The sequence below is a fragment of the Micromonospora sp. NPDC048894 genome (genome assembly GCF_040649765.1).
Lineage (GTDB): Bacteria > Actinomycetota > Actinomycetes > Mycobacteriales > Micromonosporaceae > Micromonospora > Micromonospora antibiotica.
Genome location: NZ_JBEZFY010000013.1, coordinates 118,556 through 131,706 on the forward strand (window position 1 = coordinate 118,556; position 13,151 = coordinate 131,706).

General features: G+C 71.4%; 12 protein-coding genes. 5 read left to right on the forward strand and 7 right to left on the reverse strand.

The genetic code is table 11. The features are described from left to right. Positions 1-231: 231 nt before the first annotated feature. The 5 genes from AB0C22_RS24920 (at position 232) to AB0C22_RS24940 (ending at position 5,832) form a co-directional block, all read left to right on the forward strand. The gene (locus AB0C22_RS24920; protein WP_357537309.1) at positions 232-1,842 is read left to right on the forward strand and encodes an amino acid adenylation domain-containing protein; all 1,611 of its coding nucleotides are present in this window, start codon (positions 232-234) and stop codon (positions 1,840-1,842) included. Beyond that, positions 1,843-2,127: an acyl carrier protein gene (locus AB0C22_RS24925; protein ID WP_357537311.1), complete on the forward strand. Its 285-nt coding sequence runs from the start codon at positions 1,843-1,845 to the stop codon at positions 2,125-2,127. Positions 2,128-2,499: 372 nt separating this feature from the next. Next, on the forward strand, positions 2,500-4,200 hold the full coding sequence (locus AB0C22_RS24930) for a helicase-associated domain-containing protein (RefSeq protein WP_357537313.1): 1,701 nt from the start codon (positions 2,500-2,502) through the stop codon (positions 4,198-4,200). Between the two features lie 488 nt (positions 4,201-4,688). Further along, entirely contained in the window at positions 4,689-5,069 is a 381-nt protein-coding gene (locus AB0C22_RS24935; RefSeq protein ID WP_357537315.1) for a hypothetical protein, read from the forward strand. Positions 5,070-5,163: 94 nt separating this feature from the next. Next, a complete protein-coding gene (locus AB0C22_RS24940) occupies positions 5,164-5,832 on the forward strand; it encodes a class I SAM-dependent methyltransferase (protein ID WP_357537317.1) in 669 nt (222 codons plus the stop codon). A gap of 43 nt (positions 5,833-5,875) precedes the next feature. Here AB0C22_RS24940 and AB0C22_RS24945 read toward each other — a convergent pair whose 3' ends face one another. From AB0C22_RS24945 to AB0C22_RS24975, 7 genes are all read right to left on the reverse strand, one after another. After that, positions 5,876-6,985, reverse strand: a complete 1,110-nt coding sequence (locus AB0C22_RS24945) for an HAD-IIIC family phosphatase (RefSeq protein ID WP_357537319.1) — start codon at positions 6,983-6,985, stop codon at positions 5,876-5,878. A 74-nt stretch (positions 6,986-7,059) separates the two neighbouring features. Continuing rightward, positions 7,060-8,193: an acyl-CoA dehydrogenase family protein gene (locus AB0C22_RS24950; protein WP_357537321.1), complete on the reverse strand. Its 1,134-nt coding sequence runs from the start codon at positions 8,191-8,193 to the stop codon at positions 7,060-7,062. Next, positions 8,186-8,488 carry an acyl carrier protein gene (locus tag AB0C22_RS24955; RefSeq protein ID WP_219460244.1) on the reverse strand — a complete coding sequence of 101 codons (303 nt, stop codon included), beginning with the start codon at positions 8,486-8,488 and terminating at the stop codon, positions 8,186-8,188. The genes AB0C22_RS24950 and AB0C22_RS24955 overlap by 8 nt, the downstream gene beginning before the upstream one ends. Further along, the gene (locus tag AB0C22_RS24960) at positions 8,488-9,378 is read right to left on the reverse strand and encodes a 3-hydroxyacyl-CoA dehydrogenase family protein (protein WP_255597531.1); all 891 of its coding nucleotides are present in this window, start codon (positions 9,376-9,378) and stop codon (positions 8,488-8,490) included. The genes AB0C22_RS24955 and AB0C22_RS24960 overlap by 1 nt, the downstream gene beginning before the upstream one ends. A gap of 61 nt (positions 9,379-9,439) precedes the next feature. Then, complete coding sequence (locus AB0C22_RS24965) at positions 9,440-10,648, reverse strand: Rieske 2Fe-2S domain-containing protein (protein WP_219460240.1); 1,209 nt, start codon at positions 10,646-10,648, stop codon at positions 9,440-9,442. Positions 10,649-10,658: 10 nt separating this feature from the next. After that, a complete protein-coding gene (locus AB0C22_RS24970) occupies positions 10,659-12,113 on the reverse strand; it encodes a cytochrome P450 (RefSeq protein WP_357537324.1) in 1,455 nt (484 codons plus the stop codon). Positions 12,114-12,116: 3 nt separating this feature from the next. Further along, positions 12,117-13,136, reverse strand: a complete 1,020-nt coding sequence (locus AB0C22_RS24975) for a 3-oxoacyl-[acyl-carrier-protein] synthase III C-terminal domain-containing protein (protein WP_357537326.1) — start codon at positions 13,134-13,136, stop codon at positions 12,117-12,119. Between the last annotated feature and the right edge of the window lie 15 nt (positions 13,137-13,151).

Here is a 13,151-nt window from a genome sequence, read left to right on the forward strand (position 1 = left end):
GGTGGCAGCCGGCAGTTGGACCGGCCCGAGGAACGGCATCGACCAGTGGTCACCTAGAGAATCGGCGAGTGGGTGCCGGGTGTCAAGCAGGGTCTCGGGCACTGCTCGGGCAGCGAGTTCGCTGTGCTCTGGCCGTGCTTCTCCGCGTCCTCTGTGGACATGTTCGTGTGGTAGAAAGGCAGGAATTTTCGTCGGCGTCACCGACTACGAGGTCCGGAGGGGAGGCCCGCCATGGGGATACCGGCCGTGGCGCGTGGCAGCCTCGTCGATCTGGTCCGCGAACAGGCCGAGCGTGATGCGTCGAGTGTGGCGGTGGCCGACGAGGGCGATGTGCTGACCTACGGCGACCTGGAGCGGGAGAGCAGCCGCCTCGCCCACGTCCTGGCGGCCCGTGGACTCCGGCCGGGTGACCGGGTCGTCCTACTGCTCCCCCGGTCCGCCGCGGCGATCTGCGCCATCTTCGCGGTCCTGAAATGCCGTGGCGTCTACGTTCCGCTGGACACCGCCGGTCCGCCGGCCCGGCTGCGGCCCCGGATCGTCGCGGCCGAGCCACGGTTGACCATCGGTGATGCCTCCACCCACCGCCTGCTCCGGCAGTGCTGGGACGGTCCGTCGGCCGTGACGGTCTGGCTCACCGACCCGCCGCCGGAGGCCCGGCGACCGCAGGACGTCGTGGCGGCCGAGATCGCCGCCGCACCGGCCACGCCACCGGCCACCGAACCGACCCCCACCGACCTCGCGTACCTGCTCTTCACCTCAGGTTCGACAGGGGTGCCGAAGGGGGTGCCGATCACGCACGAGAGCGTGCTGTGGCTGGCCTCCTGGGCGCGGGAACACTTCCAACTGACCAGCGTGGACCAGCTCTCCTGCCACTCGGCCCTGTCGTTCGACTTCTCCGTGCTCGACATCTACTCGGCCGTGGCGGCCGGCGCGTCGCTGCACCTTGTCCCGGCGCACTACAACCTCGTACCTGATCTGCTGGCGCGGTTCATCCGTGAGTCGCGGCTGACCCAGTGGTCGTCCGTGCCGTCGGTTCTCATGGCGATGGCCAACCGTGGGGTGGTGCGGGACATGCCGGAGCTTCGCCGGTTGATCTGGTGCGGGGACGCCTTTCCGGTCGACGGCCTGCGCCACTGGATGGCGAATTTGCCGCACGTCCGGTTCACCAACCTCTACGGGCCCACCGAGACCACCGTCGCGAGCAGTTACTACGACGTCGGGTCGATGCCGGCGCCGGGTGCCGACGTGCCGATCGGCACCGCGCTGCCCGGTGAACGCCTGGGAGTGTTCGACGAACACCGGCGGCCGGTGCCGACCGGCGTGGTCGGTGACCTCCACATCGCCGGGGTCGGACTCAGTCCGGGGTACTGGCGAAGCCCGGCGGAGACGGCGGCGGTGTTCGGCACCGTCGAGGGTGACGACTCCACCCGCTGGTACCGCACCGGGGACCGGGCCAGCCTCGACGAGGAGGGACTCGCCCACTTCCACGGTCGTGGTGACCGGCAGATCAAGTCCCGCGGTTACCGGGTCGAACTGGACGAGATCGCCCGGGTGGCGCGGCAACTGCCGGAGTTCGCCGACGTGGCGATCGTGGCGGTGGATTCACCCGAGGCCGCCGGGCGCGAGATCGGCATCGCCTACGTGGCCGCCGGCGACCGGCCGCCGGACCACGCGGCGGTACGGTCCGCACTGGCCCGGACGTTGCCCCCCTACATGTTGCCGACGCGATGGCTCGCAGTGGACGCGATCGACACGAACAGCAACGGCAAGGTCGACTATCCGGCGCTGACCCGACGGTTCCTCGACCATGCCGATGCGGCCCCGCCCAGGACGGAGACCTAGATGTCGTCACCCACCACCTGGCCGGCGCCGTTCGAGGCGATCCTGCGCCGCTACCTGGCGGCGCTCTCCGCGGATCAGGACATCCCGGCGGAGCCGCTCGTCGACCTCGGCCTGGACTCGTTGCGGGCGACAGCGCTCCTGGCGGAGTTGGAGAAGGAGTTCGGTGTCGACTTCGGCGACGAGGTGCTCGACCCCGCGTTGTTCTCCGGTGCCGGCCACCTGTGGGCCGTGGTCCAGGACCTGATGGACGATCCCTCCTCGTGCACCGGGCAGACCGTGGGTTGATCCGGGCGCGGCAGACGGCTCCGGTGCGGTTGGACCCGTCCGGTCGCGGTCGAACGGATCACCAATTCGTGGAGGTCGGCCTCCGGAAAATCGGCAACCCACGCCTGGCGACCGAGCACCTGTTCGCGTCGACCGTGCCGCTGGCCTACGACCAGCAGCCGGACCCGGCCCAGGTCGCCCCTGGCCGCGTGGTGTCCTTGCCGGGCGGGTCCCGTCACGCGCAACGGGTTCGCGCGGTTGGATCCAGGGGTCGCCGGATGTTCTGGGAGTGCAGTCGTGAGTCCATTTGATCAGCTTGCTGGCCTTGACCTGCCGACCCTTCAGGTGTTGGAGACAGCTCTGGCGCTGGGTGGCCTGGTCACCGAGGCGGAGGTGTCGGCGTTGGTCGGCGCCGACGCGACGCCGTACCTGCAGCGCGCCACCGATGCGGGGCTCGTCAGGCGACTGCGGGGCCGACTCACGGTGAGCGGCGTCGTGCGAGAGGTCTTCTCCCGGCCGCTGGGTGTCGGCCCGGCCGCTGGTCAGCTCGCCGCCGCGTTGAGCGCCGATGACCTGAAGGTGGTGGCGCGCAACCTGGGGCTGGCCGCGAAGGGCCGTAAGGCGGAACTGCTGGCGGAGGTGGAGGAGTTCTTCCACGACATGGACAACGTGCACGCTCTGGTGAAGCGGATGCCGGCCGCGACCCGGGCGGCGGTGGAGGAGGCTGACCGCGACGGTGGACAGGTCCGTCGCTACGGGGGCAGCAGCATGGCACACCGGAGTCGGTTCACGGACCGCTACCGGCGGGTGCATCCGCTGGACTGGGCCGAGGAGCACGGACTGGTCTACCGCGTGACCTGGGAGGACTATCAGCTGGCAGGTCAGGTCGCACTCGCTGTGCGAGAAGCGGACTACCGCGCTCCGTTCCAGCCACAGGAGCCGCTGGTTGCCTGGCATACGCCGCAGCCTGCGTCAGTGCGCCGCGACGCACAGGCCCAGGGTATCGCTGTGGTCGGCCTGTTGTCGGCGCTGCTGGACGGGGCGGGACGGGAGCCCCTCGCTACGGTCAAGGCTGGCGGCGTGGGCGTGCGCGAGTTGACCCGGACGGCGAAGACGCTGGGCGTGACGGTTCCGACCGCCCGGCTGCTACTGGCGGTGGCCCATGAGGCCGGGCTGGCCGACCTCGATGAACGCGTGGTCCCGACGGCCGCGTACGACCGCTGGCTCAAGCTCGGCCTGCAGCAGCGGCTCGCGGTGATGCTGAAGGCGTGGCGCGACCTGGACTATCTGCCGTCGTCGCAGACCGGGCCGTGGGTTGCGGAGCACCACCAGAACTGGTCGGCCCGCGCCCGGATGGCAGTACTGCAGGCGTTGGGCGACCGGGCGACGACAGATCTGGAACACGCGGCGCAGTGGATATGGTGGTGCCAGCCGCTGGCCTTCGGCGGTACCACGACCGTACGTGGCCTGCTGGACGAGGCCGCGACGTTGGGGGCGCTCGGCGCGGGGGCCGTGAGCCCGGCCGGGCAGGCGCTGCTGGCCGGCACGGACATCGCCAAGGCGGTGGGCGACCTGGGTGAGGTCGCCCGTACGGCCCGGCTGCAGGCGGACCTGACCGCTGTCGTGGCGGGAACACCGAGCCCGGAGCTGGCTGAACTCCTCGACGCGACCGCCGTCGTCGAGTCCCGGGGCACAGCGACGACCTGGCGCTTCAGCCCAGCGACGGTACGCGGCGCATACGACGCGGGCTGGACCGAGCAGCGCCTGGTCAGAGCCCTGAGGAAAATCGCCGACGGCGGACTGCCACAACCACTGGTCTACCTGCTCGCCGATGTCGCCCGCCGACACGGGTCGGTACGGGTCACGCCCGTGGCCAGCACCCTGGTCAGCGACGACACCGCGCTGCTGGCCCAGATCGTCGCCGACAAGCGGCTGGACAAGCTCAACCTGCGGCTGCTCGCCCCGACCGTGCTCGCCAGCCAAGCCACCACGGCCGACACGATGGCCACCCTACGTAAGGCCGGCTACGCACCCCGCCAGCAGGACGCCGACGGCCGCGACGTCATCGAGAAGACCCGCCGCCATCGCGCCTGACGAGCCGGGGAACACCTTGGTTCACTCCTCTGTCGGCAGAGTTCCGGGTTTGAGGGCTGAGGGTGACCGGGCGTCGAGGAGAGCGCGGGGGCTGAATACCAGATCCGCTCTTCCCTGCCCCGCTGACCGCCCTGCCGGACGACGAGCCCACCACGGTACGGCTGACGACCGGTCCCGACGGCGTCACGCTGCGGCATGAGGGAGTACGGGGCCGGCACGCCGTCGCCCTCGGCCTGATCTGGGACCATCTGCTCGACGGCTCCGGGACACTCCCGTGGGTCGAGACCCTGCGGGGGCAGGCCGCCGAGGCGACCGCTCGGGCCGAGAAGGTCCGCCGGCTCCGGGCCGAACAGAAAGCCGCGCGGTGGGGTGGTCCTCCCCCGTCGGATCGGGTCCGCAGACTCTTCGGACACGCGCAGTCCCTGGCGCGGATCGACCGCCGGCTACTCGACCGCATCGACGCGCTGCCCGCCGATCGGCAGCGGGAGGTGGCCTGCTGGTCGGCCCGCCGTGCGATGCGGGTGGCCGGGCTGGAGCAGCTCGGCTGGATCGCCGACGCTCTCGCCGCCGCTGAGGCCGGCCGCCCACTGCCGCGCGCCCTCACCGAGCAGAGTGCTGCCGCCGCGTACCGTCGGCTGACGTCGGACCCCGAGGTGCCCCACACCACGATTTCCCTCTCGCCGGACCCGGTGTTCAGCGCGTTCGGTGTCACCGAGGTGCTTCGGCAGGCTGTCGCATTCCCCGCCCTGGTCGCGCTGGCCAACCACGACCCGCTGGCCGCCACGATCGATACCGTCCGCGATGCGGCGATCGCCCACGGGGACGACCGCGACAACTTCCTCACCGAGGCCCACGCCGCTCTACCCTGAGCCACCCACCGTCCCCGCCGCATTCTCGGGAGCCACCAAAATGGCTTGTGCCACACCTTGAGTACGGCGGCAAATTGTCTCTAAAATTGCTGGCATGGCTAATCAGATCGGGGTCGGCCCGGAGCTTCTGGCCTATGTCCGGGAATTCTCACTCAGGGAGGACGACGTCCTTCGGGCGTTACGCACGCACACCGGTGAGCTGCCCGGCGGTCAGTCCCTGCAGGTGATGGCCGAGGAGGGACAACTCCTTGCGCTGCTGGTGTCCCTGGTCGGGGCCACGAGGGTGCTGGAGGTGGGCACCTTCACCGGTTACAGCACCCTGTGCATGGCCCGGGCGTTGCCACCGCACGGCCGGGTGGTGACCTGTGACATCAGTGCACGGTGGCCGGAGATCGGTGCCGAGTACTGGCACCGCGCGGGGGTTTCCGACCGCATCGAGGTACGCATCGGCGCGGCCGTCAAAACCCTGGAAAAAATGCTCGACGAAGGCACCGGTGGCAGCTTCGATCTCGTTTTTATCGACGCCGACAAAGCGAACTATCCGCAGTACTACGAATTGGCGGTGCGACTCGTACGCCCCGGTGGACTGGTGGTGGTGGACAACACGCTGTTCTTCGGCCGGGTGGTCGACCCGACCGCCGGTGATCCGGACACCGCCGGGGTGCGGCGGGTCAACGCCATGATCCGCGACGACCAACGGGTGGACGTGTGTCTGCTTCCGATGGCCGACGGCATCACGTTGGCCCGCCGGCGGGCCGGCTGACCTCCACACCGCCGCCCGGCCGGTGGGGGCCGGGCGCGGGCGGTCAACCCGCGCCGACGGTCGCCGGGCCGGCCAGGTCGGGGGCGGTCAGCTGGAACGTCGACGGTGCCGGTTGCCGGCATGCCGCCAGGTGCAGTCGCTGGACGGCCCGGTCGCCGTCGACGGCGATGCGGTCCCGGCATGCGCAGGGCTCCTCGTCGAAGCCGGCGAACCGGTAGGCGATCTCCATCATCCGGTTCCGGTCGTTGGGGCGGAAGTCGGCGATCAGGTGCACGTGGGCTCGGGCGGCCTGGTCCACCAGCCAGGTCAGTAGGACGGTGCCGGTGCCGAAGGACACCACCCGGCACGAGGTGGCGAGCAGCCGCAGGTGCCACACTCCGGGGTGTTTCTCTAGGACCAGCACACCGACCGCGCCGTGCGGCCCGAACCGGTCGGTCAACGTCGTGACCAGGACCTCGTACCGGGGGTCGGCCAACAGGGCCCGCAACGCCTGGTCCGGGTAGTGCACTCCGGTCGCGTTCATCTGGCTGGTCCGCAGGGTCAACTCCTCGACCCGCGACAGGTCCGCGGCGTCGGCGCGCCGGATGCGCATCACCAGTTCCAGCGAGCGCAGGAAGTCCTCCGCCGGGCCGGTGAACCGGGCCTGCTCGTCTGCCCGCCGTTGACCGGCCTGGTACATCTGCCGGCGTCGCCGGGCGTCCACGGTCACCGACGTCGGAGTGAACTCGGGCCGGTCCAACAGGGTTGTGGCGGCGTCGGCGTCGTAGCAGCGTACCTGCGGGAGGTGGAAGGCGACCTCGGCCCGTTCGGCCGGCTGGTCGTCGATGAAGGCGACGGTGCCGAGCGCGAAGCCCAGCCGGTCGGCGATCCGCTGGACCGCGTCGGACTTGCGTCCCCATCCGATCTGCGGTGCCACGAAGTACTCGGCGACACCGAGCGCGCGCAGCCGGGCCCAGGCCGGCTCGTGGTCGTTGCGGCTGCAGACCGACTGGAGGATGCCCCGGGCGTCCAGCCCGGTGATCACCGCCCGGATCGGGTCGGGGAGCACGACCTGTTCGTCCTCCAGCAGGACACCCTGCCAGAGGGTGTCGTCCAGATCCCAGACCAGGCACTTCACGGTCACGGGCGGGACCGTCGGGACGGTGTCGGTCACGTCGACTCCTTCGTGGACTGCCGATCTTGGGCAGTATGGGATGAGTGGGCGGGCGGCGCGGCGCGGCGGTGGGGTCACCGGCGGTTCACCGCGTGGTCGGCCAGCATCAGCTGACACATCTCGGTGCTGCCTTCGATGATCTCCATGAGCTTGGCGTCGCGGTACGCCCGGGCGACGGGGTGCCCGTCGACCGCACCGGCCGACGCCAGGATCTGGACCGCGTCGGCGGCGGCCCGGGTGGCGTGCCCGGCGCTGACGTACTTGGCCAGGACGGTGGCGGTGACCACGTCGGGTGAGCCGGTGTCCCAGCAGCGGCTGGCGTGCTCACAGACCCGGGTGGCCACCTGCTCGGCAGCCCACAGGTCGGCCAGGTGCCGGGCGACGAGCTGGTGTCGGGCCAGCGGGCGGCCGAACTGGTGGCGGGAACGGGCGTGTGCGACGGCTGCCGCCACACAGGCCCGCAGGATCCCCACGCACCCCCAGGCCACCGACATCCGGCCGTAGCTCAACGCCGTGGTCACCAGCAGGGACAGCGACTGCCCGCCGGCACCGAGCAGGCTGCTGGCGGGTAGCCGTACCGCGTCGAACCACACGTCGGCGTGGCCGGCGGCCCGGCAGCCCAGCGGATCCGCCCGCCGGTGCACCCGTACCCCCGGGGTGGCCCGGGGCACCACCACGACGGCTCCCTGGTCGCCGAGGCGGGCGAAGACCAGGAGCAGGTCGGCGTGGTCGGCGGCGGTCACCCACACCTTGTGGCCGTCGAGGCGCAGGGTGTCGCCCGTCATGGTGACGGTGGTGGTCATCGCCGACAGGTCGCTGCCCGCCTGCGGTTCGCTGAAGGCCACGGCGGCCGTGTCCGTGGCGGCCAGGCGGGGCAGCAGCGACCTGGCCTGGGTCTGGTCGGCCACCCGTTCGATGGTCCAGGCCGCCATCGCCTGGGAGGTCATGACGCTGCGCAGGGAGCTGCACAGGCTGCCCACCCGGGCGGTGAACTCGCCGCTGTCCAGGCTGCTCCAGCCCGGTCCGCCGTACCCGGTCGGGATCTGGGGGGCGAGCAGGCCGGCGGTGTGGAGTGCGCGCACCACGTCCACGGGTAGCCGGCCCGCCCGGTCCCAGTCGCCCGCCCGGTCGCCGACCAGGCGGGCGACGAGCGTGGCGGCCTGGGCGGGCGTGACGGTGGGCGTGGTGGCGGCGATGGTCTCAGGCACCGTGGTCGCCGGGTTCGCTCGTGCGGAGCCGGTCGACCAGGGCCACCATCCGGCGCACCGTGCGGAAGTTGTCCAACCGCAGGTCGGTGCCGCGTACGGAGACCCCGTACGTCTGCTCCAGGTGTACGACCAACTCCATCGCGAACAGCGACGACAGCCCACCGGTGGCGAAGAGGTCCGTGTCCGGCGGCCAGGTCCGCCCGGTACGCGCCGTCAGGAAGCGCACCAGTTCCGGCGCGGCGGTGTCGACCCGGTCGCCGGTGTCCGACACCTCCTGGTCGGATGGCACAGTCATCACAGGTCTCCCTCGTAGTGGTAGAAACCCCGTCCGCTCTTGCGGCCGAGGTGGCCGGCCTGGACCTTGGTCAGCAGCAGCTCACAGGGGCGGCAGTTCTCGTCGCCGGTGCGTTCGTGCAGCACCCACAGGGAGTCGACCAGGTTGTCCAGGCCGATCAGGTCGGCGGTACGCAGCGGACCGGTCGGATGCCCCAGACATCCCTGCAGGAGTCTGTCGACGGATTCGACGCTCGCCGTGCCGGCGGCCACCACCCGGACCGCACTGTTGATCATCGGGTGCAGGATCCGGCTGGTGACGAAGCCCGGGGCGTCCTCGACCACCACCGACTCCCGGCCCAGGGTGGTGAGCAGCCCGCGTACCGCGTCCAGGGTGTGCGGACCGGTACGCGGGCCGCGGATCACCTCGACGGTCCGGATCAGGTAGGGCGGGTTCATGAAGTGGCTGCCGATCAGGTCTTCCGGTCGTGCCACCGACCGGGCCAGTTCGCCGATGGGGATCGAGGAGGTGTTCGACACCACCGGGATGCCGGGTGCCACCAGGGCGGAGACGTCCGCCAGTACCTTCGCCTTGGCGTTGGGGTCCTCGGTGACCGCCTCGACCACCGCGGTGAAGGTGCCGGTCCGCCCGGTCGGGACGTCCGCGAGGGACAGTCCGACGTCCAGCGGACCGGGTCGGGTGTCCTCCGGTAGGGCACCCATCAGCCGGGCCGTCCGGACCTGCCGGTCGACCCGGTCGGTGGCCTCGGCCAGGCGACGGCGGTCCACGTCGATCATGGACACGGCGATCCCGTGCCCGACCGCCAGTGCGGCGATGCCCGTCCCCATCACTCCCGCGCCCAGCACCACCAGTCGTTGCGCGGCACCCGGCGTTGTGTTCTGCCCCGTCAAGAGGGTCTCCCTTCGTTGCCGCGACGGCACCGGCACGGTTCGCAGGCCACGACGGCCACGGTCACACCTCGGAGCGGCCGGCCTTCCGTTCGTCGAGGGACGATCCGTTGGCGACCGGCCAGCCGTTGACAGCCGACGATCCGTTGGCGACCGACGATCCGTTGACAGCCGGCGAACCGTTGGTGGTGGACGTCCTGGAGGCGGCGGCGTCGGTGGAATCACCGGACGGGGTGGGGTCGGTGTAGAACTGCCGCGCCCACTGCCGGTACCGCCCGATCGGGCCGTCGCCCCGGGCGAGCTTCGGCTGTTCGACGTGCTCCTGGTGGTGCCACATCAGCAGGTCCGCGCCGGTGTCGACCGAGGCCACCCGTTGGGCGATCGCGCCGAGCAGCCGCGCGACGGGCATCGCCGTCGCGCGGGCGGCCCGCTCGGGCAGGAACGGCAGACCGGCAAGCTCCAGCTTGGTGCCGAACCGCAGTTGGATCCGACCGGCGGTGGTGGGGGTCGCGTGCAGCATGACGTGGAGATCGCCCGCGCCGTTGGGCAACCGGGTGCGGGCCGCGATGGTGGCCAGTCCGATCACGGTGAGGGTGTAGGACTGGCGGCTCTGGCGCATGACCGTTCCCCGGGCGGTCGCGGTGACCGTGCTGATCGGCTCCCCCATCACCGGCGTGCCCTCGATGACCAGGTCCCGCAGCCCGTGCAGCGCCGGGAGGTGCCCCCAGTCGAAGGCGTTCTCGATGACGTCCTGCGGGTGACCGGCGATGTCGAAGGTGTTGTGGCTGAAGGGTTGCCGCTCGTCCAGGCCGAAGATCGGCACCTGCCACTGCGGTGCGAGGCCGAGCGCGTGCCGCCACACGTAGATCGACCCGTTGGCCTCGCAGACGGGGAACTGGGTGAGGGTCGCCTTGGGCGGTGGCAGGTCGTACCCGGTCCGTACGCAGGCCCCGGAGGGGTCGAAGGCGAACCGGTGGAAGGGACAGACGATCTCCTCACCGTCGAGTGTTCCACCGACGCCCAGGTGTGCCCCGAGGTGGGGGCAGCGTGGGCGGACCGCCCGCAGCAACCCGCGGGGGGTCCGGTAGACGACCACCTCGCCCCCCATGAACGGGCGGGTGGTGATGGCCCCGGGGCGGACCTCGTCGGAGAAGGCCACGCAGAACCACCCGTTCGGGTCGGGACGCGTGGGCGGGTGGAGCCGGTCGGCGGGTGCGGCGGTGTGCCGGCGGATCTCACGGTTGCGAAGCAGCTGTTTGACCAGTGATCTCATGGTTGTTCTCCTAGTGGGCGACCGGGCAGGCGTCAGGGCCCGGTCCGGGGGGCGACGGCACAGGTAGGGGCTGCGACGTGGCGACCGGCGGCGCGTCGGTCCCGGAGGGCTCCGTCAGGCGACGCCGCAGCCGCAGGCGCAGCCCTCGGGAGCTGAGGCTGGTCTCCACCTTGGGTCGGAAGGGTTCCTCGCCGACGGGGGACAACTCCCAGCGGGCCGCCACCGCGGTCAGGGCCAGGATCGCCTCGGTGAGCGCGAACTGGTCCCCGATGCACTTGCGGGCGCCGGCGCCGAACGGGACGTAGCCGGTCCGGTCGGGTGAGGTGCCGCGCCAGCGGTCCGGGTCGAAGTGGTCCGGGTCGGCGTACAGGTCGGGCCGCCGGTGAATCAGGTACGGGCTGAGCACGAGGGTGTCGCCGCGGCGTAGCCGTACCCCGTCGAGTTCGGCCTCCTGGGCGACGGTGCGGGTCATCATCCAGGCCGGCGGGTAGAGCCGGAGGGTTTCGGTGACCACCCGGGTCGCCAGGTCGAGCCGGGGCAGGTGTTCGGGGCCGGGGAGCGCGCCTGCCAGGACGGTGTCGGTTTCGGCCTGTAGTGCGTGTTGGATTTCCGGATGGGTGGCCAACAGGTGCAGTGCCCAGGCCAGGGTGATGGCGGTGGTCTCCATGCCGCCGAGGAAGAAGGTGAGGGCCTGGTCGGCCAGTTCGGAGTCGCTGAGCCGCTGCTCGTGGTCACGGCTTTCCACGTCGACGGCCGCGACCAGTGCGGAGAGCAGGTCGGCGTGGTCGGTGGGGTCGGCCCGGCGGGCGGCGACGATCTCGGTGATGGTGGCGAAGAGCCGGCTGCGGGCCTGGTCGTAGCGTCGTTTGGCGGGGGTCGGCAGCCGGCGTAGCAGGGCCGGGGTCATCATCCGGCGGAAGAAGGCGCTGACCACGGTGTTGGTGTCGGCCAGGGCGCGGCGGAGGGTGTCCGCGGGGAGGGACCCGCTGAACATCGTCTCCATGGTGGCCTGGGTGGTCAGCGTCATCATCTCCCGGGTGACGTCGAGCACCTGACCGTCGTGCCAGGAGCCGGCGGTGGCGTGGGAGGCCCGGCCGAACACCGCCGCGTACCCGTGTAGGCGCTGTGGGTGGAACGACGGTTGGCACAGTCGCCGTTGTCGCCGGTGCAGCGGGTACGGGCAGGTGGACAGCCCGTCGCCGATGACCTCCCGAATCCGGTCGTAGATCGGGCCGCCCTTGTCGAAGGTCCGGTCGTTGACGAAGATGTGCCGGGTCAGGGTCGGGTCGCAGATCAGCACCGCGGAGGTCGGGCCCAACCGGACCCGCACCATCCTGGGGTAGCCGGCCAGGGAACGGATGAAGGCCAGTGGATCCCGCAACAGGGGCAACGCGTGTCCGAGGAGCGGTAGTGCGCCTGGTGCCAGGGGAATCGACGCGGTGGTCGTCGTGGTCGTCTCGGTCATGGGTTACCTCGTTCTCCGGTCCGACGTCGTCGCACCGGGCGGTGGGCGGGTGATCTCGAGCAGGGCGGTGGTCCAGCGGAAGCCGAGGCCGAAGCTCACGACGAGGACGTGGTCCCCGACCCGCAGCGCGCCGGTGCGGAACATCCGGTCCAGGGCGAGCAGCACGTCGCAGGGGCCGGCGTGGCCGAGGTGGCGGCCGAAGGTCCAGCTGCTGTCGGTGGCGCGGCGGTGCAGCGGGGGTCCGGAGAGCACCAGGTCGAGCACGGCTGACCCGATCGCGATGGCCACCACGTGCGAGATGTCGGCCGCGGCCAGGCCGGTCTCGTCGAGGACGATGTCGACACAGTGGCGGGTGCGGCGTTGCAGCGCCCCGATGTGCGGCAGGAGTCCGGTCTGTTCGGCGAGGAACCGTCGGCCGTCGCCGGCGGCGGTGCCCCGCTCACCGGCGCGGGTCAGCACCTCCAGCTCCGGTTCGGTGGCCTGCGCGGTGGCCAGCAGCCGGGCGAAGCCGGTGCCCCGGGTGAGTACCGCGGCGGCGCCGGCGTCACCGGCGACGTAGCCGATGTCGCGGACGTGGCCCCACCGCTGGTGGGGGAAGCGGGCTCCGGCGGTGACCAGGGCCGCCGGGGCGGTGGGTTGGGCGGTGAGGTGTTCGGCGGCGGTCACCAGGGCGGCCGCGCCGCCGTCACTGGCCGCGCCGACCTCGATGCCGGTGGTACGGGTGGCTCCGAGGACCCGCAGCAGGTACGGCGCGGGCGTGTAGTGGTCCTCGTCCTGGAAGGTGGCGTGGGCCAGCAGGCTCACATCGGCGCTGGGGACCTCGGCGTGGCGCAGGGCCAGCAGGGCGGCCCGGGCCGCCATCTGGGTGGCGGTCTCCCCGGTGGAGACTGCCGCCGAGGTGAACCCGTTGGCCGAGGCCAACGACGATGGACCGGCCCGGGTGGCGTCCCACGGGTCGTGTTCGGGTCGGATCGGGGGTATCCAGGAACCGGTTCCGGCGATCGTGATGTCGTGCCACAACACCGCTGTCTCCTCGAC